The 26,156-nt window shown below is 43.9% G+C and carries 20 protein-coding genes; 14 read left to right on the top strand and 6 right to left on the bottom strand.

From position 1 onward, the window contains the following. Positions 1-129 precede the first annotated feature (129 nt). The 3 genes from ACSLUR_RS09250 to ACSLUR_RS09240 all read left to right on the top strand — a co-directional run bounded on the left by ACSLUR_RS09250 (position 130) and on the right by ACSLUR_RS09240 (position 4,191). Entirely contained in the window at positions 130-693 is a 564-nt protein-coding gene (locus ACSLUR_RS09250) for a prepilin-type N-terminal cleavage/methylation domain-containing protein (RefSeq protein ID WP_448553870.1), read from the top strand. Between the two features lie 179 nt (positions 694-872). Continuing rightward, positions 873-2,171, top strand: a complete 1,299-nt coding sequence (locus ACSLUR_RS09245) for an adenylosuccinate synthase (RefSeq protein ID WP_116002018.1) — start codon at positions 873-875, stop codon at positions 2,169-2,171. 775 nt (positions 2,172-2,946) lie between these two features. Next, positions 2,947-4,191 carry a malic enzyme-like NAD(P)-binding protein gene (locus ACSLUR_RS09240; RefSeq protein WP_448553868.1) on the top strand — a complete coding sequence of 415 codons (1,245 nt, stop codon included), beginning with the start codon at positions 2,947-2,949 and terminating at the stop codon, positions 4,189-4,191. 116 nt (positions 4,192-4,307) lie between these two features. Here ACSLUR_RS09240 and metJ read toward each other — a convergent pair whose 3' ends face one another. Next, the gene (gene metJ / locus ACSLUR_RS09235) at positions 4,308-4,640 is read right to left on the bottom strand and encodes a met regulon transcriptional regulator MetJ (RefSeq protein WP_116002016.1); all 333 of its coding nucleotides are present in this window, start codon (positions 4,638-4,640) and stop codon (positions 4,308-4,310) included. Positions 4,641-4,927: 287 nt separating this feature from the next. Between metJ and metB the strand changes: the two genes are divergently transcribed. From metB to argA, 10 genes are all read left to right on the top strand, one after another. After that, the gene (gene metB / locus ACSLUR_RS09230; RefSeq protein WP_448553866.1) at positions 4,928-6,088 is read left to right on the top strand and encodes a cystathionine gamma-synthase; all 1,161 of its coding nucleotides are present in this window, start codon (positions 4,928-4,930) and stop codon (positions 6,086-6,088) included. A gap of 16 nt (positions 6,089-6,104) precedes the next feature. After that, positions 6,105-8,591: a bifunctional aspartate kinase/homoserine dehydrogenase II gene (metL, locus tag ACSLUR_RS09225; RefSeq protein WP_448553864.1), complete on the top strand. Its 2,487-nt coding sequence runs from the start codon at positions 6,105-6,107 to the stop codon at positions 8,589-8,591. After that, a complete protein-coding gene (gene metF, locus ACSLUR_RS09220; RefSeq protein ID WP_448553862.1) occupies positions 8,591-9,478 on the top strand; it encodes a methylenetetrahydrofolate reductase in 888 nt (295 codons plus the stop codon). The genes metL and metF overlap by 1 nt, the downstream gene beginning before the upstream one ends. Positions 9,479-9,638: 160 nt before the next feature. Further along, entirely contained in the window at positions 9,639-11,102 is a 1,464-nt protein-coding gene (locus tag ACSLUR_RS09215) for a hypothetical protein (RefSeq protein ID WP_448553860.1), read from the top strand. Positions 11,103-11,853: 751 nt separating this feature from the next. Then, entirely contained in the window at positions 11,854-12,903 is a 1,050-nt protein-coding gene (gene argC / locus ACSLUR_RS09210) for an N-acetyl-gamma-glutamyl-phosphate reductase (RefSeq protein ID WP_448553858.1), read from the top strand. Continuing rightward, positions 12,900-13,718, top strand: coding sequence for an acetylglutamate kinase (argB, locus tag ACSLUR_RS09205; protein WP_448553856.1), 819 nt, complete (start codon positions 12,900-12,902; stop codon positions 13,716-13,718). The genes argC and argB overlap by 4 nt, the downstream gene beginning before the upstream one ends. Before the next feature lie 149 nt (positions 13,719-13,867). After that, on the top strand, positions 13,868-14,782 hold the full coding sequence (locus tag ACSLUR_RS09200) for an ornithine carbamoyltransferase (protein WP_448554369.1): 915 nt from the start codon (positions 13,868-13,870) through the stop codon (positions 14,780-14,782). 74 nt (positions 14,783-14,856) lie between these two features. Next, positions 14,857-16,083, top strand: coding sequence for an argininosuccinate synthase (locus ACSLUR_RS09195; protein ID WP_116002009.1), 1,227 nt, complete (start codon positions 14,857-14,859; stop codon positions 16,081-16,083). A gap of 54 nt (positions 16,084-16,137) precedes the next feature. After that, a complete protein-coding gene (argH, locus tag ACSLUR_RS09190; protein ID WP_448553854.1) occupies positions 16,138-18,087 on the top strand; it encodes an argininosuccinate lyase in 1,950 nt (649 codons plus the stop codon). 42 nt (positions 18,088-18,129) lie between these two features. After that, positions 18,130-19,503 (top strand): amino-acid N-acetyltransferase, encoded by a 1,374-nt coding sequence (gene argA / locus ACSLUR_RS09185; RefSeq protein ID WP_448553852.1) that lies wholly within the window; start codon positions 18,130-18,132, stop codon positions 19,501-19,503. Between the two features lie 46 nt (positions 19,504-19,549). Here the strand turns inward: argA and ACSLUR_RS09180 are convergent, their stop codons facing one another. After that, positions 19,550-19,870 (bottom strand): hypothetical protein, encoded by a 321-nt coding sequence (locus tag ACSLUR_RS09180; RefSeq protein WP_448553850.1) that lies wholly within the window; start codon positions 19,868-19,870, stop codon positions 19,550-19,552. A gap of 396 nt (positions 19,871-20,266) precedes the next feature. Here ACSLUR_RS09180 and ACSLUR_RS09175 point away from each other — a divergent pair, with 396 nt between their 5' ends. Further along, complete coding sequence (locus ACSLUR_RS09175) at positions 20,267-21,055, top strand: PEP-CTERM sorting domain-containing protein (protein WP_448553848.1); 789 nt, start codon at positions 20,267-20,269, stop codon at positions 21,053-21,055. A gap of 172 nt (positions 21,056-21,227) precedes the next feature. Here the strand turns inward: ACSLUR_RS09175 and ACSLUR_RS09170 are convergent, their stop codons facing one another. The 4 genes from ACSLUR_RS09170 to ACSLUR_RS09155 are packed head-to-tail and all read right to left on the bottom strand — an operon-like array spanning position 21,228 to position 26,043. Next, positions 21,228-22,991 carry an alpha-amylase family glycosyl hydrolase gene (locus ACSLUR_RS09170; RefSeq protein ID WP_448553846.1) on the bottom strand — a complete coding sequence of 588 codons (1,764 nt, stop codon included), beginning with the start codon at positions 22,989-22,991 and terminating at the stop codon, positions 21,228-21,230. A gap of 56 nt (positions 22,992-23,047) precedes the next feature. Further along, complete coding sequence (locus tag ACSLUR_RS09165; protein WP_448553844.1) at positions 23,048-24,274, bottom strand: glycosyltransferase family protein; 1,227 nt, start codon at positions 24,272-24,274, stop codon at positions 23,048-23,050. Beyond that, positions 24,267-25,157, bottom strand: coding sequence for an HAD-IIB family hydrolase (locus tag ACSLUR_RS09160; RefSeq protein WP_448553842.1), 891 nt, complete (start codon positions 25,155-25,157; stop codon positions 24,267-24,269). The genes ACSLUR_RS09165 and ACSLUR_RS09160 overlap by 8 nt, the downstream gene beginning before the upstream one ends. A 1-nt stretch (position 25,158) precedes the next feature. Beyond that, positions 25,159-26,043 (bottom strand): P-loop NTPase fold protein, encoded by an 885-nt coding sequence (locus tag ACSLUR_RS09155; protein WP_448553840.1) that lies wholly within the window; start codon positions 26,041-26,043, stop codon positions 25,159-25,161. Positions 26,044-26,156: the final 113 nt, after the last annotated feature.

Here is a 26,156-nt window from a genome sequence, read left to right as displayed (position 1 = left end):
AAAATATGTGGCCTTTTTTATTGCTTGTCGCTTATTACATCAAGAGCTTTGCTATCATCTGAATTGGGGGTTGTATTCTTCAAGCTCTTATTGCTTTAACCTAATTTATGCGCAAAAGGATTTATTTATATGAGTAGTAGAATAATGGACGGTAATAAAAGCAGTGGCTTTACACTGATTGAGCTTATTGTTGTTATCGTTATTCTTGGCATTATTTCCGTAACGGCAATACCTCGATTTATTGACCTAACGGATGATGCAAATTTAGCGGTGATTCGTACGCTTGCAGCCAACTTTGAAAAAGCGGTGGACGATGCTCATTTGCGCTGGCAAATATCTGGTGAACCTGGGCGCATTCAAAATATGCCAGATTTTGGTGATGGCACTTTGGATATGAGTACTAATGGCTGGCCCATTGGGATTAACAAAGGAAATGCCAATGATAATATCGGCCGAGGTAATGCAGGATGCCATTCGCTGTGGAATTATTTATTAATTGATGGTTCGAGAGCTGATGCTGATACTTCTGAAGACTTTCAAAGTTTTCGGCATAGTGGCAATACATCTTGCTCTTTCGTCTACCGAGCAAATGGCGATACGGCAGGAAGAACCGCAGCTCAGCTCGGGGTGTTGTATAATTCGATTAATGGTCAGGTCAGCGCTTGCGGGTCACAAACTTCTATCCCATGTTGAGTTCACATGGTTTATCTCAACTAATTGATTGAGCTGCTTAATTGCAAAATTAGCTTAGGTATTGTGCGTACTGAGCGGCAAACCTTTCCCCTTTATGCTGTAAAATTAACCAATAAAACTTGGACTCAATTTTGATCTCTGGTAGAATCGCCGCCTAATTTTCTTACCAACATGTAATCATGGGAAAAAACGTTGTAGTTCTGGGCACCCAATGGGGTGACGAGGGTAAGGGTAAAGTTGTTGACTTACTCACAGACAAAGCAAAGTACGTAGTACGTTATCAAGGCGGTCATAACGCAGGCCACACACTAGTAATCAATGGTGAAAAAACCGTTCTTCATCTTATTCCATCTGGCGTTTTACGTGACAATGTAAAATGTTTGATTGGTAACGGTGTTGTGCTGTGTCCAAAAGCCCTGATGGCTGAAATCACCATGTTAGAAGAGCGCGGCGTGCCAGTGCGTGAACGCTTACTTATCTCTGACGCATGTCCGTTAATTCTTCCGTACCACAATGCACTTGATGCAGCACGTGAAAAAGCACGTGGTAGCAAAGCAATTGGTACAACAGGTCGCGGTATTGGCCCTGCATACGAAGACAAAGTAGCGCGTCGTGGTTTACGTGTTGGCGATCTATTCTGTGCTGATTCTTTTGCTGCGAAATTAAAAGAAATCGTTGAATACCATAACTTCGCATTAGTGAACTACTACAAAGCTGAGCCAGTTAGCTATGAAGAAGTGTTAGCAGACGCAATGGCTGTTGCTGATGTGATTAAAGGTATGGTTGCTGACATTGCAGAGCTTCTTGATCAAGCGCGCAAAAACGGTGAGTCAATCATGTTTGAAGGTGCTCAAGGTACCTTACTTGATATTGACCACGGTACGTATCCATACGTAACGTCTTCAAATACCACTGTGGGCGGTGTTGCGACAGGTTGTGGTTTTGGTCCGCGTTACCTAGATTACGTATTAGGTATTACAAAGGCTTACACCACACGTGTAGGTTCAGGTCCATTCCCAACAGAATTAAACGATGAGATCGGCAACCATTTAGGTACCGTAGGCCACGAGTTTGGTGCTACTACAGGTCGTGAGCGCCGTTGTGGTTGGTTTGATGCGGTAGCTATGCACCGTGCCGTGCAAATTAACAGTATTTCAGGCTTCTGTTTGACTAAGCTTGACGTGCTAGATGGCTTAAAAGAGCTAAAAATCTGTACTGGCTACAAAACAGCTAATGGTGATGTGATTACTGTACCACCAACAGCAGCAGAAGGTTATGAGCAAATTACACCTGTTTATGAATCTATGCCAGGTTGGGATGAATCAACGGTAGGTGCAACCTCTTTTGATGAGCTACCAGCAAACGCTGTTGCTTATATCAAACGTTTAGAAGAAGTGACGGGTGTACCAATTGATATCGTATCAACAGGCCCTGATCGTAACGAAACGATGATTTTGGTTAATCCATTCGACGAGTAATTCGTTGTCTTAAGTTTTGTTGTATAACAGTTTTAAAAACCAGCCTTATGGCTGGTTTTTTTGTGCTTGTGAATAGTACCTTTGAATAGTGCCTGAGAATAATGGTTTTTCGCTAACGCCTTAGCTCCTAACTTTAACCTCTCTATAAAAAGCGCACTTAATACCAATTTGATTAATTATTTAGCCTCTCAGAATGACATAAGCAGTATTAGAACAAACGAAATTTATGACGATATAGTCGTTCTACATCAAGTGAATTTTGTGCAGTTATAATGCTGCTTATGCATTCCCAAGGGCGAGTTTTAAAGGCTCATATACTGCGTTATGGCGTTTGCTTTTCGTTCAAAAAAGGGGGAATAACCATTCTCTGCATGCCAAGCCTTGTCTATAAGCCTTTAAATTCTCGCTGAGTGATCAAATAATTATTCAATTTGGTATAACAGTTATCCATTGCTAAGGCCCGTTCAGTCCGCCATTAACGCTATAGTAATCTTTGAACCGTGCATAGATTCAAGCTATGTCAAAATTTGTACAATAAAATGAAGTTTTCTTTGCAAATTTAGCGCATTATCGAGATTTTAAGTCAAAATCCGAGTAGGCGTAGCATCATTAAATATATGACTTGTAGCAAGTTTCTTTGAAAAAATAGCCTTGTCAGCATCATCTTAATTCAAATACCATATAAACTATAATAATAATAAACATAATAAGTATCTGATTTACAAATACAGTTATATCCATCAAGTTAACACCATGTTCATGCAAAGGAACGACGATGACAGATTTAAAACAGCAGGCATTGGATTATCATGCGCTGCCAAATCCGGGCAAGATCAGTATTGCCCTGACAACTCCCGCAGAAACCAGTAAAGATCTGGCATTGGCCTATAGCCCAGGGGTCGCAGAACCCGTGCGAGCAATCGCTGAAGATCCAAACAATGTTTATAAATACACAGCGAAAGGTAACACCGTAGCGGTAATTTCAAATGGTACGGCTATTTTGGGACTAGGTGATTTGGGGCCAATGGCATCAAAACCCGTAATGGAAGGCAAAGCATTACTTTTTAAACGCTTTGCTGACATTGATTCGTTTGATATTGAAGTCAAACACCATACGGTTGAAGAATTTGTTAATACTGTCGCCAATATTGCAGACTCATTCGGCGGCATAAATTTAGAAGATATCAAAGCGCCTGAGTGCTTTGAAATTGAACGTGCGTTGGTCGAGCGTTGTCGTATTCCTGTTTTTCACGATGATCAACATGGTACTGCGATCGTTACTGCTGCCGGTATGCTTAATGCTTTGGATATTCAAGGCAAAGATATTCAAGCGGCGAATATTGTGTGTATGGGCGCAGGTGCAGCGGCAATCGCTTGTATGGAGCTATTAATCAAATGCGGCGCGCAGCGTGAAAAAATCTACATGTTAGATCGCAAGGGTGTGATTCATACTCGTCGAGACGATTTAAATGAATACAAAAAACTTTTCGCTAACAACACCGACAAGCGTACATTGGAAGATGCTATCAAAGGCGCTGATGTTTTTGTTGGCGTATCTGGGCCTGATTTATTGTCGGCTGATCATTTAGCGTTGATGGCACCTAACCCTGTCGTCTTTGCCTGTTCAAACCCAGATCCAGAAATTAAGCCAGAATTGGCTAAAGCAACGCGTGATGATGTGATTATTGCCACAGGGCGTTCTGATTACCCGAACCAAGTGAACAATGTACTTTGTTTCCCGTTTATTTTCCGTGGTGCATTAGACGTGCGTGCAAAAGCCATTAACGATGAAATGAAGGTTGCTGCGGTACATGCTATTCGACAATTGGCGAAAGAAGAAGTGCCAGCTGAAGTGCTTAAAGCAAGCGGTGATAAGAGCTTAACTTTTGGTCGCGATTATATTATTCCTAAACCTATGGATAGTCGCCTGAAAGCAAGAGTTGCTAAAGCGGTTGCCGAAGCGGCTGTTGAGTCTGGGGTGGCGGCGCTGCCACTGCCTGAGAACTATATGAAAAGTTAAGATGACAAGCTAAGGTGGCTAATTTAGTAATGAATTAGCGATTGCAATAATTGCATTAAAAAAGGCGCATTTTGCGCCTTTTGATTCGAATTTATGTGCAGCGTTTTTCGAGCGATTTACTCTTCGTCATCTGCTTCGAATTCAGAAAAGTCAGTAATACCTTGTGCAATCAAGGCTTCACGAACGGCTTCTGGTAATCGGTGCTCATTATCCTTGGCCAGATCGTTATCGTTAGGCAAGGGTTGACCAGTGAAAGCGTGTAAGAAAGCTTCACATAGCAGTTCACTATTGGTGGCGTGACGTAAGTTGTTAACTTGGCGTCTAGTGCGCTCGTCAGTTAGTACTTTGAGTACCCGAAGTGGGATAGAAACGGTGATTTTCTTTACTTGTTCGCTTTTTTTTCCATGCTCTGCGTAAGGATTAATATATTCGCCATTCCAATCAGCCATTTAAGTACCTCATACATTGTTATTAGTTGGGTGATGGTCAGCGTTTTGTAATGCGCTGTAATGTCTTTTTGATGCAACCCAGATATTAACGTTAAATTGTACTAGGTGGCATATTTCAGTCAACCTATATGTGTAGAAGTTTAGATGTCTAAAACTTCTTGACCACAAAATTTAAAACGGATAGATTTATAGACGTCTAAACATCCATTTAATGGCTTACTTATTTTTATTACTCAAAATCTAAATTGAATAAGCTAGCTAAACTCAGTAATTACTAGGTGAATAGTATGACTAAGCAAAAAACCGCTACTATCGCAGCACGCGCCGGTATTAACAGCGATAAACATCATGGTGCTGTGGTGGCGCCTATTCACCTATCAAGTACATATTCACTCAAGGGTTTTAACGAAAAGCGTGATTTTGATTACTCGCGCACAGGTAACCCGACAAGAGCGACTTTTGGTAAGGCTATTGCTGACCTTGAGGGTGGTGCTCTAGGTATTGTCACGGGCACAGGTATGGCAGCGGTTCACTTGATTTGTCAGCTGTTGTCAGTCGGCGATAAAGTTGTTATTCCACACGACTGTTACGGCGGTAGCTATCGCTTGTTTGTGCACTTGGCAAAACGCGGCCAATTTGATGTTATTGTTGTTGATCAAAGCGACGAGCAGGCACTCAATGATGCGCTTGCAAAACAGCCTAAATTGGTACTGATTGAAACGCCAAGCAACCCGTTATTGCGCTTAGTTGATATTGAAAAAATCGCTGCTGCAAGTAAAGCCGTTGGCGCACTGGTTGCGGTTGACAACACTTTCCTATCGCCAGTTCTGCAGCAGCCATTATCACTGGGTGCTGATATTGTTTTCCACTCTACGACGAAATACATCAACGGTCATAGCGATGTGGTTGGTGGCGTTTTAGTGACTAAAGAACAGGCTCTCGGTGAGGAGCTTGCATGGTGGGCAAACTGTATTGGCATTACAGGCCCAGCCTTTGATAGCTTCCTAGCATTACGTGGTTTAAAGACCTTGCCGCTGAGAATGGCTGCACATCAAGAAAATGCTAATCAAGTTGCTAGTTTCTTGGCCAATCATCCTGCAGTTGAACAAGTGTACTTCCCTGGCTTGGCAGACCACCCTCAGCATGAGTTGGCAAAACGTCAGCAAAAAGACTTTGGTGCGATGTTAAGCTTTGAAGTGAAAGGTGGTGAGCCAGCAGTGCGAGCGCTATTTGATAATCTATCATTGTTCACGCTTGCGCAATCTTTGGGCGGAGTTGAAAGTTTGATCAGTCACCCATCTACCATGACGCATGCGGGAATGGACATCGAAGCACAAAAAGCGGCAGGTATTAGCCAATCATTAGTGCGCTTGTCAGTTGGCATTGAAGATATCAGCGATATTCTAGCCGATCTGGACGCTGGCCTTGCCGCTAGTCAGCAAGCTTAACTTTGGGCGCATTAACATGAGCAGTACTTTAGTCCCAGCCCACTTGCCGCAAGATAGCCTTCCGGAAAATAACTTTGCGCAGAATAGCTTACCGCAAAATAAATTAGCCAAACGCGCTATTGAAGTGCATAAGTTTGGTGGTAGTTCGTTGGCATCTATTGAATGTATTAATCGCGTTATCGAAATTATTCAGCGCAATTGCCAGCTTGATGACATCGTTGTGGTCTCAGCTTCTGGTGATACCACGGACGATCTTATTGAAATATTTCAGCTTGCCACTGAAAACAGCGATCAGCTTCATCAAGCGATTGACGCGTTAAAGCAAAAACAACAAGCCTTAGCTCAAGGTTTGTTGAGTGAATCAAGTGTTGAGCCATTAACCACTGCCATTGAGCAAGATTTTACATTACTGGCAAAATGGCTACAGCTGGATATTCGAGCGCATGAAGCTGAACTATTAGCTTTTGGCGAGGTTTGGTCGGCAAAGCTGCTTGCAGCAGTATTAGCTGAGCGAGTCTGCCCGAGTTATGCGATAGATGCACGTGAATTTCTCGTGGTCGACAACGACGTTAATTGCCAAGTAGATTACAAGCTTAGCCGTGACAATTTGCAGTACCAATTAAATAGTCAGCAACTAACGGTGATCACCGGCTATATTGCTCGTGATAATCAAGGCTTCCCTTGCACATTAGGTCGTAATGGTAGCGATTACTCCGCAACTATAGTGGCTGCATTAACAGATGCGCAAAATGTGACTTTGTGGACAGACGTTGATGGCATCTATAGTGCCGACCCCAGAGTTGTACCGCTATCAAGAAAGCTACATCGTGTACCGCGCACCGTTGCAAAAGAACTCGGTCGTTTAGGTAACCCAGTATTACACGCCAAGACGCTTCAGCCGTTGGAAAGAGTTGGCAGCCACTTGCATGTTGCCAGTAGCTTTGATCCAGCAACGCCAGGCACAGAAGTTGGAGATTTTGGTCATATTGCGCAGCGCGAGTTGTCGGTGACGTATTTAAACGATTTGTTGCTTGTGCAGTCGCCAAGCTTAATCGGTCAACAAGGGCAATCGGCATTTGAGCAATTCAATGCCATTACTGGCGATATTACCGCTGGCGAATTAGTGATCCAGCTATCGCAGCAAAAAGCCGTCAGTGAATGGTTGGCCAGCTACGGTACTGAAATTAAGTTTACGCCGGTGTCGCTAATGGCGGTTGTAGGTCATCAAGCATCAAAGCGCGCCAATGTTAAAGCGCGCTTTAAACGTGCATTGAAACAACAAAAACCAATAGCGATTTATAATAGTTTGCACTTAGATAGTATTGTTGCTGTGCTGCCACAAGCGTGCAGTGGCGAACTACTTAATAGCGTTCATCAAGCTGTTACTAAAGATGCCAAACATATCGGCTTAGTTGTCGCTGGTTTAGGCAATATTGGTGAGCAATTTTTGGCGGGCTTACCGACGCAGTTAGAGCGTGTTAAAGCGCTAGAGAATGTGCACTTGGTCGGTTTGTTGTCATCACGTAAAAGCTTATATCAATTAGATGGTATTGAACCTGAACAGGCGGTTACTTGTTTTGAGCAATCAGCGCAGCCATATCAACTTGACCAAGTTGTTGAGCAACTAGCAAACCACCCATACGATGAGTTAATCGTGGTTGATATCACGCCGAGCGAAGCGTTTAGTAAATTGTATCCACAATTGTTTAGCCATGGTATTCATGTGATTGGCGCAAATAAATGGGCGGCCTCAGCACCGCTTGCTGATTACCAAGAAATGCTTGATTTGGCACAGCAACATCAAGCCTTATGGTTAGGCAATACTACGGTTGGGGCAGGGCTACCGATTAACTATGCAATTGAAGATCTACAACAAAGCGGTGATCGCATTGTTGAAATATCAGGGATATTCTCTGGTACGTTATCTTGGTTGTTTGAGCATTATGATGGCAAGCAAGACTTTGCTAGCTTACTCAAAGAAGCACTGGCGCAAGGTATTACTGAACCAGATCCACGTGAAGATTTATCTGGTCGAGATGTTCAGCGCAAGCTATTAATTCTTGCGCGATTAGCGGGTTTTAGCTTGTCGTTAGATGATATTAGCTGTGAAAATTTGGTGCCTGAATCGCTTCGCAGTATTTCGTTGGCGGAATTTTTCGAGAGAGCAGAAGAGCTAAATGAGCCGTTTTCACAGCGCTTACACGCAGCGCAGCAACAAAGTCAGTGTATTCGATATGTGGCAAGGTTTGGCGCAACGGCCGGTCAGTGTCGTGCCGAGGTGAGTCTAGAAGCTCTACCATTGAGCGATGCATTTGCAAGTCTAACGCCTTGCGACAATATTTTTAAAATCGTAAGTGAGTGGTATCAAGAAAACCCACTTATTATTCGTGGCCCTGGCGCAGGGCGTGAAGTCACCGCAGGCGGTTTGCACTCAGATCTAGCCAACGCTTGTAAACAGCTTTCGAGTAAACAACATCAAGTAAAATTAAAGGGGATAAACTAATGACTTATAGCCATGCGCGACAAGTAGAATCACTGAATCAAAGTTTGAGTGAGATCAGCAGTGATATTAATGTGTCATTTGAATTTTTCCCGCCAAATTCCCCTGCAATGGAAACCACTTTGTGGAATTCGATTGAGCGTTTAGCGCCACTTAAGCCGAGCTTTGTCTCAGTGACATACGGTGCTGGAAGCGGCACGCGCGACCGCACGCATGATGTAATTAAACGCATTCAAAAAGAAACTGCGCTGTTGGCGGCGCCGCACTTAACCTGTATTGATGCTGGCCGTGAAGAGCTAGTGCAAATTGCCAAAGATTATTGGGACAGTGGTGTTCGCCATATTGTTGCATTACGTGGTGACTTGCCAGATAGCAGTGAAAAGCCGTCAATGTATGCTGCCGATTTAGTTGAATTGTTAAAATCCGTCGCAGATTTCGATATTTCAGTGGCAGCTTACCCTGAAGGGCACCCAGAAGCGCCAAATCCGCAATTTGATTTGTTAAATTTAAAACGAAAAGTAGATGCTGGCGCATCACGCGCGATTAGCCAGTTCTTCTTCGATATTGAGTCTTACCTAAGATTTAGAGACCGTTGCGCGTCTGTCGGTATTGATGTCGAAATTATTCCAGGCATATTACCGGTGACTAACTACAACACGTTAAAGCGCTTCGCTGGTTTAACTAATGTTCATGTGCCTAGTTGGATGCCCAAAATGTACGAAGGTTTGGAAGATGACGAAACGACGCGTCGCTTAGTGGGCGCCAACATTGCCATGGAGCAAGTTAAGGTATTGCAAAAAGAAGGGGTGAAAGACTTCCACTTTTACACGCTAAATCGCGCCGAGCTTACTTATGCAATTTGCCATACGCTAGGAATTCGTCCGAAGTAGATTTTTACTTTTCCTTATATTTATTTGCTAACACATACAAAAGGTTACTATTTAGGTAACCTTTTTGCGTTAAGCTAGCATGATTTGAGTTTAAGGTGCTTTTCACTTATGGTTAGCTGAAAAGCTACATAGCTCCGCAAGAATCAGCCACGTTTGTCGCATGAGTAAAAAGTCGAATCAATCCATATTAACTGCTCAGGTCACTAACTTACTCGACCGCATGTTTAAAACCAGTCCATTGAAAGACACGATCTTAGATGGTGCGCTTGAGTTTTATGAACAAGATCATGCGGTTAATCAAGCTGTCACGGCACTTGAAGAAAAAGACAAACAGACCTACACCAAACAGGTGCAAGCCCATAGTCCAGCATCAGATCGCAGGCGAGCTGAGCAGGAAGCTAATTCGACACATCAACAACAGCAAGTGCGCTCTGCTCGTATTGCTCGCCATGAAAGGTTCGATAATTTGTGTCTAGAGATCCTCGACCTGTGTGAAGGGGAGTCTTATGAAGAAACTAATCGGAAATCTGCGCAGCTACTGGGAACAGTACAACTGTTAACGCCAACCGAGGGAACTGGCATTGCGAAAATAAACGAGCAATACAAACCCTTATATAAAACCGTATTGATGTTGCGCCTGCTTGATCGGCTGATTATTGATGGCGCGGTCAAAGATGCCTATATTCAAGAATTTCTAGGTGAATTCAGTGGTGAGCAGTTTATTCAATTTGCTCGCCTTGACGAAGAAGGCTATAAACGTTTTCGCGATCAAGTAAAAATGCCCTTAATGAAGGCGTCTTTGATTCAAGATATTGGTACCTATCACCCTGAGGCTCAGCAGATTCTGTTTGGCCCTGATGGAGATAGCGATCCTTATCGCACGCTGTCGGTAGATGATCGCAAGCAGTTACTGCAAATTAACTATCGAGAGTCGATCAAGTTTCTCGTCGATGGGCTAGGTGCTGGTGAATACTTTGGTAACTCAAAAAAAGACCGCGAGATATTTCATCACCAAGAGTTGAGAAAACTTAAGTTTATCAAAAACATTCTCAAACAAGCGATCAATCCGAAAGAAAGCTTGGCGAATGTGATTAAAGTACCGCAAATTTACTGCTCAATTGTGTTGTCAACCAAGCAGAACTATAAATACAAACTGATCCCCAAGGTTTATCAGGCGTTATATCAAAATGCTGAGCGCGGTGTTTGTAGCGAAAAAGTCGTGGACAGCTTATATAAAATTACCGGCATGTTTCCACAAGGGTTTGGTATTACTTACCTAGCGCTTGACGATGCAGGCAATTCCCTTGAACGCTATGAATACGCGATCGTTAATCAGCTTTATCCTGAAGATCCTGAAGAGCCTATTTGCCGAGTCGCCACTCGACAGCTCACGTTTATTAGCCATGGCGGGGATATTCTGATCCGTAAAAGTGAAAACCTGTATTTTGCTAATTCTGCTAAACGACTTGCCAATATGAGCCGAGCGCGTTTGCAGGAAATACTGGAAAACCTCGTGTCGAATTATCAAGAACGTGCCGATCTCGATCTCATCCCACGTTGTTGGCACCCAAAAGAATACTTTTCAATTCGCATCAATCAAAAGCTTTGGAACAAAGCGTCTTAACAGTTCGCTTGAACAAAGGCTAACGCTCGCCAGTAAAATTAACGTGGTAATAGTTTTCCTTCGCCATGAGTGTTCAACGCTAACTTTTCATACGTAAATGGCCTTTAGATAGTAATTTTCTACTGCTAGCTGCGCTTTATTCAGCAAAAAATTCTCACCCTTAAGCAGGGCTCAAATTCGGCTCACTAAGTGTTATTGCCTATCTCTTTAGGCTAACTAACCTCAGGTTTGGATAAGAAATAGTGAATAACAAATCATTTCAAATGCTTATGTTAATCGTTGTCTTCTAGCGAGAGATTTTTGCTGATATCAAGGCAAATTTGCGCGTCAATAGCTAGTCTATTGCAAGTAAATTTAACGCTGGTAGCAGTATAAATAGCCGCTAGAAGCACATTAGTTATCCAGAGCTGAGGTTAACTATTAATAAGCAAAACAAAGTGCAGATTTAGTAATAAATTATTCATAAAATATTTATGTTGAAATGTTGCATAAAAATTCATACAGTGTTACTTTTCTCGTCACAGTGTGAATAACCTGATTGAAGCCGGCTACGGAAACATCAACATGTATTCAAAGCTCCGACGATAAAGCACCAAGCTATGACCTAATTATCGCTGTTGGTCATTGCAAGATTGAGAATGTTTTGTCTGTTTGCGCAGTACCAAGTAGTCAAGAAAACAAGTTTAGCGTTAGTTTTGTACTGAGTTTTTTGTAAGTTAAATGAATACAATTGCAATTTTGGTGTTTTGATATGAAAGTCGCGGTTATTGGCGCAAGCGGATATGTTGGAGCTGAGCTGGTTGGTTTATTGCTACAACACGACAAAGTTTCGATCTCGCATTTAGTGGTATCGGAAAACAGTACTTCCAATGGATCATTATTTTCAGAGTTACATGCTCGCTGGCTGGGGATCTGTGATGTACCCCTCCAGGCTTTTTCAAAGCAATGGTTCGAAGCGGCTGTTGATGAGCTAGATGCGGTCTTTTTTGCTACCCCTCACGAATTTAGCGTTGAGTGGGCACAATCGTTTATTGAACATGGCGTTCAAGTCTTCGATCTTTCTGGTGGCTTTCGCTTAAAAGAGCCTGCCGATTACCCGACATTCTATGGTTTCGCTCATACGAGCTTACGTGCATTAGCGCAGGCGCAATATGGCCTTGCTGAATGGTTGCCGGAAAATTTCACCGACAGTGAGCTAGTTGCGGTGCCAGGCTGTTACCCAACGGCGAGTTTACTGTCGCTTAAACCTGTGATGACCAATAACTTGCAGCTTGAGGATAGTTTGATTGTTGTTAACGGCATTAGTGGCGTTAGCGGCGCTGGTCGCAATGGTTCGTTAGCGACTAGCTTTAATGAAGTCAGCTTGCGCCCATACAATATTCTTAAACACCGTCATCAGCCGGAAATCAGCCAAGAAGCTGGCGCGCAAGTGATTTTCAACCCGCATCTTGCGCCATTTAAACGTGGCTTATTGGCAACGGTCACTTTAACCCTGAATGCCAATGTCACTGCCGAGATGGTTGATCAAGCCTTTGTTAATGCTTACCAAGACCAGCCGTTAGTGCGCATTAAAAAGCAATGCCCGCAAATTGATGATGTTGCGCATACACCATTTGCCGATATTTTCTGGCAATACGATGAAAGCAAGCAAGTGCTGGTCGTGACCACGGCAATTGATAACCTGCTTAAAGGCGCGGCGTCACAAGCGGTACAGTGCTTAAATGCTAAACTTGGTTTACCACTTGGCTATTCTTTAATTGCTCAATCAACAGTTGCTCAATCAGCGGGAGTGAATGCATGAAACCCCTAGTGATAAAAATTGGCGGTGCGATTTTAGAAAAAGCCGATGCGCTAACGCAACTACTGACCGTTATCGCCCAATTGCAGCAACAACAAAGTACACCCGTTGTGTTAGTGCACGGTGGCGGCTGTGTGGTTGATGACATGCTCAAGCAAGCAGGCTTTGCCAGCGAAAAGAAAAATGGTCTACGGGTGACGCCAGTTGAGCAAATGCCAATTATCAGCGGCGCTTTAGCGGGCAGCGTGAATAAACAAATTGTCGCGACAGCTAGCCAAGTTGGCCTCAATGCGGTTGGGCTATCACTTGCTGATGGCAATATGGTCAGTTGCACGTTAAATCCTGATGGCCTTGGCGCTGTCGGAATTCCAAAAGCACAGCACAGTAAATTGCTAGACAGCTTATTAAAGGCTGAATTTTTACCAGTCGTTTCTTCCATTGGTATCATTAGCACGGCTGATGCCGATGCTGACAGTGAAGCGCACGCTGGCGAGCTAGTCAATGTGAATGCCGACGATGCGGCCGTGGTCATTTGTCAGTTACTCAATGCCGAATTACTGTTACTAACCGATGTCAATGGCGTAATGGACGACACAGGTAGTTACCTTGCTGACCTCACTGAAAACCAAGCTTCAAAATTAATTGAAGCTGGGGTTATCTCCGGCGGTATGACCGCTAAAGTCAATGCGGCTTTCTATGCTGCCAATCAATTACGACGAAGTATCGCGGTCGCCAGCTGGCAAGCACCAGAGCAGATTTTAACTTTGCTTTCTGGCGCAGCTATTGGTACCCGCATTATTCCCAGCAACGCTGCTTAGTTAGAACACTGTTACCCAAGCAATGTATCGCAGCCTCTTACTCAGTTAGCCGCTAGGCAAACGAGCCAGAAAACAGCAGCTAACTACGAATATTTGATACTTTTTTAGGGCGCTTTTACTCAGTGCCGCGTTAGGAATTTAAGATGACAATTTCACACTTTTTAGCCGACGATTTGCAAAGCAAGTCGCAAATTTTAGATCTAATCGCACTCGCTAAAACCATCAAAAGCGACCCTGCTGAATACAGCCAAGCGCTAGCGGGCAAATCAGTAGCGATGATTTTCGAAAAACCATCGCTGCGTACCCATGTGAGTTTCGATATTGGCATTGCCAAGCTCGGTGGCCACGCCCTGTATTTGGGCCAGCAAAACGGTAAATTGGGTGAGCGTGAACGCGTCAGTGACTATGCGAAAAACCTATCTTGTTACGCCGATGCGATTGTTGCACGCGTATTTTCCCACCAGTCAATTACTGGTCTTGCCGAACATGCTAGCGTGCCGGTTATTAACGCGCTGTGTGATTTATATCACCCGTGTCAGGCACTAGCTGATTTTGTCACGCTAGCCGAACAGTTTGATGATTTGACTCAGGTCAAGCTGGCTTATGTGGGGGATGGCAATAATGTCTCTAACTCTTTGATGTTCGTGGCGGCCATTTTAGGCGTTGATTTCACCCTTGCTTGCCCAGAGGGTTATGGCCCAAATAGCGAGATGTTTGCCAAGGCACAAGCACTCGCTGAGCAATCAGGCAGCAAGCTAGTATTAACCCACGATGCTTCAGCTATTGGCGCGCAAGATGTTATCTATACTGATACTTGGGTGTCTATGGGCGACGATACAAAATTTGCCGATATTGAAGCGAGCTTTATGCCGTTTCAGGTCAATCACGCCATGATGGAAACCACAGGTGCAACTAAGGTATTACATTGCCAACCTGCACATTTAGAGCATGAAATCACCACTGCGCTATTTGACGATGAAAAGTACGCGATTGTTTTTGAGCAAGCGGAAAACCGGATGTGGGCGCAAATGGCGGTGTTGGTCACACTATTTGCGAACCAGTAACACAGTATTTCGACGAACAGATTAAATACAAATTCAGTAAACACAGATCAATAAAGAATTTTTAGGTAACGAACATGGCATTAGCAAAGAAAAAACAAATCAAAAAAGTGGTATTAGCATATTCAGGTGGCTTAGACACCTCGGCAATTATTCCGTGGTTAAAAGAAAACTACGACGGCTGTGAAGTCGTCGCCTTCTGTGCCGATGTTGGTCAAGGTGATGAAGAGCTTGAAGGCATTAAAGAAAAGGCGATTGCCTCAGGTGCCTCTGAATGTCACGTGGTTGATCTCAAAGAAGAGTTTGTTAAAGACTACATCTACCCAATTTTAAAAACGGGTTCAGTTTACGAAGGCCAATATTTATTAGGCACATCAATGGCGCGCCCTGTCATTGCCAAAGCGCACGTAGAAGTGGCGCTAAAAGTGGGGGCTGATGCGGTTTGTCATGGCTGTACCGGTAAAGGTAATGACCAAGTGCGTTTCGAGTCTTGTTTCGCGGCGCTTGCGCCAGAGCTTACTGTGATTGCGCCATGGCGTGAGTGGGACATGGTTTCGCGTGAAGACCTGCTTAATTATCTGGATGAGCGTGATATTCCATGCTCAGCGTCACTGACCAAAATCTACAGCCGTGATGCGAATGCATGGCATATTTCACACGAAGGTGGTGAGTTAGAAGACCCTTGGTGTGAGCCGTCAAAAGAAGTATGGACCATGACGGTAGATCCGATGGATGCACCTGACACGCCAGAGACAGTGCAATTAAGCTTTGACCAAGGTGAACTTACGGCCGTTGATGGCAAAGCCCTTTCAGCGTATGAAGCACTGGTTTACCTAAATGATAAAGCTGCTGCACACGGTGTTGGTCGTATTGATATCGTTGAAAACCGCTTAGTCGGTATGAAGTCACGCGGCTGTTATGAAACGCCGGGTGGTACGGTATTAATGGCCGCTTACAAAGGCTTGGAAACCCTGATTCTAGATAAAGAATCGCTGAAGTTTAGAGAATCAATTGGTCTTGAATTCTCACACGTGATTTACGATGGTCGCTGGTTTACGCCGCTGGCAAAAGCACAACTAGCTGCTGCAGCATCCCTATCCGAAAAAGTGACGGGTGATGTGGTCGTGAAACTTTACAAAGGCACCGCGACGGTAACCCAACGTCGTTCACCAAACAGCTTATACTCAGAAGAGTTTGCGACCTTCGGTGCTGACGAGGTTTACGACCAACAGCACGCAGAGGGCTTTATTCGCTTGTTTAGTTTATCGAGCAGAATTACTGCCATGAACCAAAAAGACAAGTAACTAGACAAGATATAAGTAGCAGCGACAGTTAAAGATAAGGTTAGGAGAAAGACTATGGCATTGTGGGGCGGCCGGTTTAAAGAAAAGGCGAGCGTACAATTTAAGAAATTTAACGACTCATTGCCGGTTGATTACCGCATGGCGGTGCAAGATATTGTTGGCTCGATTGCTTGGGCTGGGGCGCTCAATCAAGTCGGCGTGTTGTCTGATGACGAAGTAGCACGCCTTGAGTCAGCACTATTGGAGCTTAAAGCATCGGTTGAAGAAAATCCGAAACAGATTTTATTGTCTGACGCGGAAGATATTCACAGTTGGGTAGAAGTTCAACTGATTGAAAAAACCGGTGACTTAGGTAAAAAGCTGCACACAGGCCGCAGCCGTAATGACCAAGTAGCGACTGATCTAAAGCTTTGGTGTAAAGAAACGGGCGGTGAGCTACTTATTGCCTTAGTCAACTTACAACAAGCGCTAATGAACCTCGCCGAGCGCGAATCTAATACGGTACTGCCGGGTTATACCCATTTACAACGTGCTCAGCCAGTGACTTTTGGTCACTGGTGTTTGGCCTATGTTGAAATGTTCGATCGCGATATTGGTCGCTTAAAAGACTCGCTCTATCGTTTAGATGTTTCACCATTGGGCTCAGGTGCGCTAGCGGGTACGGCCTACCCGATTGACCGCGATAAGCTCGCACACAACTTAGGCTTTCGTGCCGCGACATTAAACAGCTTGGATGCAGTTTCAGACCGTGACCATGTCATTGAGCTGCTGTCGACTGCCAGTATTAGCATGATGCACCTGTCGCGCTTCGCCGAAGACTTAATCTTCTACAACTCGGGTGAAGCAGGCTTTGTTGAAATGTCTGACTTGGTTAGCTCAGGCTCAAGTTTAATGCCGCAAAAGAAAAACCCAGATGCCTGTGAACTGATCCGTGGTAAAGCGGGGCGTGTCTTTGGCTCACTCACGGGCATGTTAACTACGATGAAAGCCTTGGCTCTTGCGTACAATAAAGATATGCAGGAAGACAAAGAAGGCTTGTTCGATGCCTTAGATACGTGGCAAGAATGCGCGGAAATGGCAACGCTAGTGGTTGAAGGGCTAAAAGTGAACAGTGCTAGAACCTTAGCGGCTGCGCAGCAAGGTTATGCTAATGCCACTGAGCTTGCTGACTATCTGGTTAGCAAAGATATTCCATTCCGTGAAGCGCATCATATTGTTGGTGAAGTGGTATTAGCGGCAATTGATAAAGGTGTGCCGTTGGAAGATCTGACGTTAACTCAGTTACAAGCATTTAGCGACAAAATTGAGCAAGATGTCTACCAACACTTATCAATTGAATCGACGCTAGATAAGCGTGAAGCGCTGGGTGGCACTTCACGCTCGCAGGTACAAAAGGCGATTGCTCAAATGCAAAAAGGCCAAACGGTACAAACCGATATTCTGAATGAGCAAGTGGTCGGTGCGCCAGGTAAACAACAAACTAAGCTGGCGCTTAAACAAGTGCAGCAACGCTTAAATGCGCAAAAAGCGGAAGCTTTCTCGGTCCGTCGAGCACGGATGTCAGATATCGACAAAATTCACCAACAAGTTGCTTACTGGGCGGATAAAGGTGAAATCTTAAGTCGTACTCGCGAAAATATTATTCACGATATTCAGAACTTTGTTGTCGCTGAAGTGGAAGGGCAAGTAGTTGGCTGTGCCTCGCTGTATATTTATGAACCGGGGCTGGCTGAAATTCGCAGTATCGTGGTTGATGATAGCTGGCACGGTCAAGGACAAGGGCAGGCTCTGACACAATACTTGCTGGAGTTTGCCCATATGATGGAACTCGAAACCATTATTGTACTGACTTACATTCCGGATTATTTCACTAAGTTAGGCTTTAGCACCATTGATAAGTCGACTCTGGCGGATTACATCATTGAAGATAGCGAGCCAAGCCCAAATCGTCATCCAGAAGATGAGATTGCTATGGCTTATCAAGTGTGCCGCGTAGCGAGCTAGCTCACGTTTGTTATCGATTGAATTGGATAGGAAAAGTCTTTAGTGCCAGCTTCACACACGCGTCAGCAATTAAGTCAGAACGCTAATACTGAAAAGAGCGAAAAAAACCAAGACTACGTAAAGTGGTTTAGAAACGCCGCTCCTTACATTAACGCCCATCGTGGTAAAACTGTGGTGTTAATGTTTGGTGGTGAGGCGGTGCTGCACCCAAACTTTGCCAATATTATTCATGATATCGCATTACTGCGAAGCCTTGGCGTAAAGCTGGTAATAGTGCACGGTGCGCGCCCGCAAATCGCCGAGCGTGCTGACTTACTCGGTGTTGATCAGCAGTTTGAACAGCATCTGCGTATTACCGATCCGAAAACGCTTATGGCGGTTAAAGATGCAACAGGTTCACTGCGCGTTCATATTGAAGCCCTGCTAACCACAGGCTTAGCAAACTCGCCAATGCATGGTGCGCAAATTCGAGTCAGTACAGGTAATTTTGTGATTGCTCGCCCGATTGGCGTCAAAGAGGGGGTGGATTATCAGCACACGGGGCTTGTGCGTCGTATCGATACGGAAGCGATTAATCGTCAATTAGACTATGGCTCCATTGTCTTGCTTTCACCTGTTGGTTATTCCACCACAGGTGAGGTGTTTAATTTGGCACTGGAAGATGTTGCTACACAAACTGCGATTTCATTAGGTGCGGATAAGCTTATTACTTTTACCGAAGATGATGGCTTACTGGATACCGATGGCTCACTGATCCGCAGCTGTAGTGTCGGTAAAGTCAAAGAGTTATTGGACGCTTATGGTAAGCAAGAAGTAGATCATGTTCGCCAGTTGTTGCTACGTGCCATCATTCAAAGTGGTGAAAACGGCGTAGAACGTTGTCACTGTGTGTCGTATCAAAGTGATACGGCGCTGCTGCAAGAGCTGTTTACCCGTGATGGTGCAGGCACCTTGATTGCCAAAGATCACAAAGAGCACATTGCTACCGCCTCAATTGATGATGTTGGCGGAATTTTAGAACTTATCCAGCCACTTGAAGAAGAGGGCGTACTTGTACGCCGCTCGCGTAAGCTACTAGAAACAGAAATTGATCGCTTTATCGTCTTGAAAAAAGAAGAAGTGATTATTGCCTGCGCCGCGCTATATCCTTACCCAGAAGCTAAAGCGGGTGAGTTAGCCTGTGTGGTCATTCACCCAGATTACCGCAAAGGTAATAGAGGTGAGCGACTGATCGCTGCCGTTGAAGCCTTTGCCAAGCGGCAAAAACTGGAGCAATTATTTGTGCTTACTACGGTCAGTGGCCATTGGTTTAGAGAGCAGGGCTTTATTGAAACCAGTATTGATGAATTACCGGAAGAGAAAAAGCAGATGTATAACTACCAGCGTAAGTCTAAGGTGTTGGTGAAAGAGTTTTAATACTCTTTCACTAACTTTTATTTTTTAAACTCGATTGAGACTCAGCTTAATCTTTATAGTAAATATAAGATACGCTGCATCTAGATGGGCTATTTTCTTCAAAGCCGATCCCTATTTGTCGATTTTGTAATTTTGCTTGATGTAACATGTCGAACCATTGCTTTCCCGAAGTGTCGGTTATTTTAAAACCTAAAGGCCAATTTTTATCTACACACTCTTCAGGTTCCACACTGTTTAGTTTGAAAAGCACAGTTCCTGATTTGTTGATATAAAACTTCTCTAATGTGCTGGTCACTTCAGTTCCTGCAACAGCTGATAGTGAAAACATTGCCGTGCTAGCAAGTAAAACATAGCTTAACTTATTCATCTATATATCCTTTATTATTATTTTTACGGCTCTTTGAGAGCATCTTTAAGGTTAATAGATTGATTACAAACATTAAAGAAGCTTGTTGATAATAAAACACTTAACGCGGTAACAATTTAATAGGGCTGCTTTACGCAGCCTTTTTCATTTCTAAATGTATACCTTTTAGGCACTATATTTGCTATACAAGCGATGTTGCTTTTCAGCGTCAATTCTAATTAAAAGTGCTAACTAAAAGCAGCGATAAGTGTCATTAAGTTGCGAACAAAGATAGTGGTATTGTGCATTGTGGTCTATGACAGCCCCTCACAAATTTACTGTACCCCTGATTCTGCGCTTAATTGAGCTTCTTAGAACGATGGAAAATTTAATAAGCAGTTAAGGTAGGATTTCCTTATGAATAAATTTACTAAGTTAGCGCTTCCCCTTGTTTTTTCTACAATTGTGACAACGGCAAATGCTGGACTTATCTCTGGAACACATGAGTTTCAAAACGATTTTGGCCAAGCTCAACAAGTTGAGCTACAAGAGCTAGAGTGGTTATCACTTGATAGTACCTTTGGTATTGCGCGTTTGGATATTGAAAACCAATCGTGGACTGATAATAACGGTGCTATTTGGCAAGCTGATGACTGGCGTTTTGCAACACGTCAAGAAACCAACACGCTATTGAATTCACTGTCAGGTGGATTAGTCGATGGGTACAGTGTGAGCAATTTCTACGGTGCTACTTGGTTTGCTGAAAATTTTGGTACTAAATCAATATTCAGTAACAACTTTAATGATGCACAAATAGCCTGGTTTAACTATGGTGCAACGAACGCCTGTAGTGATGATTCTGCTCGCACGTGCCAAGGGCAGGTTAGAGCCTACTCGGATGCCAAAGATCCCTCTAGCACAGTGGGTCTTCCAGCCAGCCAAAACATTCTAACGGGCAATATTTTTAGCTCTATTTTTGATCCGCTAAACCACGCTGGTGTTGGCTATATCGCTGAAAATGATGGCGCTGAATTTGGTCTTAGAAGCAGTGCAACAACAAGTACAATTAGTGAAAGACACTTCGCTGTTGCTAACTTACTCGTTAGAAATGCACCTGTCGATGTACCAGAGCCTGCCCCGATCGGTCTATTAGCGAGTGCATTAATAGGATTAGGAATTATGCGTAAACGAAGCGTTCAAAAGTAACTTTCTAATGCCACTCTATAATTGATGTAAGCCGAATAGAGTAATCTATTCGGCTTTTTTAAGGTCAAAACTCTAAGTGATTCAATTATATTGGATAAGGATTAGCAAGTAGATTTGGCGTGGCTAATGACCACAAGAAGTACCAATATAAACTGTTACAGGTAGTGGTTTTCTAGTCTCCGCGATTGCTTATCCACACTGTTTGGTATGGTGCTAACTCGATTGCTTGAGTGAGATCATCAAAACTTTGCCCTGAAATCAAATCGACCCAGCGCTCTGTGATAATCAAGTTCAGTTCTGAAATAGGTAATTCTTGTAGCTGATCGGTCACATTAGTGATGCAGAAGATGCTTTGTCGACGATCTTGGCTTTGACGCCAAAAACCAAATAAGTTGAGCCCTAAATGCAGCGTAAACTGCGTCGCATTCGGATGAAACGCCTTTTGTGCGGTGCGAATATCAATTAACGTTAGCATTTGTTTTAGTACATTGGCATGCGGATTTGTTTCATCGGCGAGTTGTTGTTCTAACGCCTCATAATCCCAACGGTGGCGATTAATGGCGCGATTATGATGGGTGTTTTTTAGTTTTTCATAATCGTTACGCGTACCCAACAAGCTGTGAATATAAATACCTGGAATACCTTCTAAACCAAGCATAATTGAATGCGCACAAATAAAGCGCTGCATGCCCCACTTATCAGGGCCATTAACTGTGCCTTGCAGTGCGTCAAACAAAGAAATATTCATCTCATAGGCTTTCTGCTCGCCCGACTCACTGGTGCGCCATGAAATGGCACCACCAAAGTTCTTCATAGTATTGATTAGCAATGATATTTCTTGATCGCTCAATAAGCCTTCCGCGGGTCTTAAGCCGATGCCGTCGTGTGAAGCGATAAAGTTGAAGTAAGTCGTGCCATCTTGCGCGGGTGGCATACTCATTAACCAACGCTTTAAGTACAAGCAGTTGCCTGTGATCAAGGTATTAATCAACAGTGGTGGCAATGAGAAATTGTAGATGCAGTGAGCTTCGTTAGCATTGCCAAAATAGGTTAGGTTTTGGGTATTTGGGATGTTGGTTTCGGTAATAATTACCGCATCGGGTTGCGCATGTTCGATTAGCGTGCGCAGTAAACGCACGACTTCATGGGTTTGCGGTAAATTAATCGAAGGTGTGCCTGCAATTTTCCATAAAAAGGCAACGGCATCCATACGAAATATACGCACACCATTGTCTAAATACAGGCGAATAATTTTAACGAATTGGCTAAGAACTTCAGGATTGCGAAAGTCTAAATCCACTTGATCGTGACTAAAGGTACACCAAACATATTGTTCACCTTTGGCAGTTTCCGTTTTGCGTAACAATTGGGAAGTACGCGGGCGAACTACCTGACTTAGCTCGTCATGCGGAGAAGCAGTAAAGAAGTAATCATGACCCTGTCCTTCACCTTTGACAAAGTTGTCAAACCACAAACTGCGTGACGAACAATGGTTAATTACCAAGTCTGACATTAACCGCTTTTTATTGGCAATGGCAGTGATATCTCCCCAGTCTCCCAATGCTTCGTTGACTGATGAGTAGTCAATGACAGAGAAACCATCATCGGAGCTATAAGGGAAAAATGGCAAAATATGAATGCTATTGATGTGATCTTGTAGGTAATGGTCGGCAAAGTGTTGCAATGTCACCAATGGTTTTTCATTTTCTTTGAGTAATGAGTCACCATAGGTGATCATCACTACATCTTGTTCAGACCAATGGTTAGAGTAGGGAGCCGGCGGCTTATCTTGCTCGCTCAAGCGCATGGTTTGAATAAGACTTAAGGCTAGCGATTGATAACTGATATCGAGCTCAACATCAGCGTAAATTACTGCTAGTTGCTGCGTTAGCTTGTTAGTTAACACCTCCAATGTGCTGCTGGTACACTCTGCCATTTTATTGCCTACTTTTTACTGTACTAAGAAGTTAATTAAGTACTGAATAAAGCCCATTATTTCGGGCTAAATTCTAAATTGTCTTGCTCTACCGCTTCTTTGAGCTCATTTAAAATATTGGGTTCTGCGCTGATCACACGGTTCCACGTTGGAATAAACGGCGTTTCCATTGGGTTCTCTAGGAAGGTTTGGCCAGCATTCATAATGTTTTTCGCGAACATCTCTACGGCTGCCTCTTCATTGTGAATATCTAGCGATAAACCGTTCATTAGCGCATCGTGGCGATAAGTTTCTACGTAGTCGAGCGCAATGCGGAAGTAGGTTGCTTTGATTGAGCGGAATGTTTCAGTACTAAAAGTATGACCTTGAGTAGCAAGCTTACGGAAAAACGCTTTGGTAATATCGATCGACATTTTTGACAGGCCAGCTTCAGCGTTATCCAGTGACAAGTCTTGATGCTTGTGATCATAAACATCCGCGATATCAACCTGACAGATACGGTTGGTGGCGTAATTGCGGTGCATTTCGCTTAATACACCAATTTCTAGGCCCCAATCACTAGGGATTCTGAGGTCATTTAGCACGTCGCGACGGAATGAGAATTCGCCCGCTAATGGGTAACGAAAACAGTCCATATAGTCGAGATATTCATTTGGGCCAACAACGCGTTTTAGTGCGCGAATAAGTGGCGTAACCAATAAGCGAGAAACGCGACCGTTTATTTTGCCATCGGCAACGCGAGCATAGAAGCCTTTGCTGAATTCATAGTTAAACTGAGGGTGTGCAACTGGATAGAGCAAACGGGCGAGTAAGTCTTTTTCGTAGGTTAAAATGTCGCAGTCGTGCAAGGCAACAGATTCGGCGCGATTAGATGCCAAGATATACCCCATGCAGTACCAAACATTACGCCCTTTGCCGAGCTCTGTTGGCGCCAGACCTAAAGCTTGCAGCTTGGCATCAATCGCTTTTAATCTTGGGCCATCATTCCATAGTACACGGTGGTGTTGTGGCAGTTTGTCAAAAAACTCTAAGGCGAAGCGATATTGGGCTTCATCGGCGCGATCTAGTCCGATAACGACCTCTGATAAATAAGGCACTTGCGCTATTTTATCGATAATTTTTGCCAGCGCTGGTCCTTCTAATTCGGAAAATAAAGAGGGTAATAATAGACCTAATGGGCGTGTTTGATTAAAACTGACAAGCTCTTTTTCCATGTCTTCGTATGAGCGTTGGCCTAGATTGTGTAACGTAGTAACACTGCCATTTTGATAGAAATCAGCCATGAGAAAGTTCTCCCGTTGGTATTGTGGGGGGGGTGGCAAGCGCTGAAAAGTCGATGATGAAGTTTAATGCTTCACTCCAACCGATTGGCCCATAGCCTTGAGTTTGGTAGATAAAATTTATTTTACTGGTGTTTAGTAGCGGGTAGGTGTGAGTCGGTGATTTAATTTGTACAGCGATATCTGCCGCCTCTAGCATCGCAGTATCGTTGCCACTATCACCAAGAGCAATCACATTCACATTCGCCAGCTGAAGCTGGTGTTGATATTCGCCTGCTAGCCAGTTCATGGCTTTACCCTTATCACAAGCATCACACAGATGAATAAAGCGGCCACCCAAGAGAATATTGGCGCCTAACGCTTGAGCGGCATTGATAAAAGCGTGCTTTTCATTTTCGCCGCCACGCCAGAGTACAGGCTCGCCATATTGGCGCTGATTTGCCAGTTGCGCATCGGCAAGACTTAGCCCTGTGACCTTGGCAATTTCTTCAATGCTCATTGCTGCAAAATGGGTAAAATATTGACCAAACTCTGTCTTTAGTTGCTCTGCTATTGCAATGTAATTTGAGCGCGGAGAACTAAAGGTTTTTACCCAAAAAGGCGGTTGTGACTCGCAGTTATCAGGTTGCTTAGTAAACAAGGATTTTGGGATATAAACGGCCGCACCATTCTCAACAATAAAGGGGCCATTAATGGCCATTGCTTCATACAAATGTGTGACTTCCTGCACTGTTTTGCTGGTTGTTGCAATGACTGGAATTTGATGCGCTTTAAGCTTTTCCAGTGTCGGCTCTGCCGCAGCGAAACTGTAGTTGTGATGGTCGAGCAAGGTGCCATCAAGGTCAGTGAATACCATAGGCAAGGCATTATTCGCCGTTATTGTCATCTTAAATCCGTCCTACGGTAGCGTTAATATTTCGCTCTTGGTCTAACTCGAACACGAGATCGCAGCGTTCGGGTAATGTTGCTAAGGCGTGCTCTGTTAAGCGTTGAAAGTACGCGATAAAGTCCATCACTTGTGGCTTAGACATTACCTTGTTTGCCGTTTCCTTAGTATTAACGATAGCTTGTTGGGCTGCCAATTTTTGCTCTTGTTGCCAGCGCCACTGGGCGACACAATCAAAGCTAGGTGCTTTGAGCATCAGCCAGCTATCGACAAGCGGATAAAGCGGTTGATAATAGCTAGCAAGTTGCTCATTCACATAGTTACGCCACGTAGCTGTCGCATCTGACTTTGCTTCAAGTGAGTTAATTGCTGACGCAAGTTCTGCCATAGCTTGCGCGGTAACGCCCCAGCACCAACCTTCAAAAATAACGACATCAGTATTTCCTGGTGATTCCAACCAGTCTGTCTTTGGTGCAGGATTATCTTGTGCCTTATTAAAGCTAGGAAGTAATGTTTGTTTGCCCGTTTTTAGGGCGTGCAGCGTTTTGGCGAGTAAGGTGATATCGTGCGTGCCGGGGACGCCACGTGTTGCTAATAACGGATGAATGTCGCTTGCTAATTGTTGTCGAGTGATTTGGTCAAAATAAAAATCATCTAGCGATAAATTCACAACTGAGAGTTGTGCTTGCTCGGTTAAGTAGTGGAATAGAAATGACGCTAAGGTTGATTTACCTGAGCCTTGGCAGCCATTAATACCTAAAAAAAATGGCTTGGGTGAGTTTGTAACTTTATCCGTTAGTTGCTTGGCAAGTGGCATAAAGTGCAGCCGAGCTGTTTGCTCAAAACTCGCTGGTAGTTGGTATTGCTCAATAAAGTTGCTAAGCATTGGAGCCTGATAGATTTCTCACAGTTGTAAATATACTAACAAGCTTTATGCCAAGCGGCCTAATAACGGGTTTGTCTTTTATAAACAGATGGTTACATACTTTTTTAAAAAGA

The sequence above is a fragment of the Thalassotalea montiporae genome, from assembly GCF_053485855.1.
This window is presented reverse-complemented; position numbering and strand designations above follow the sequence as displayed.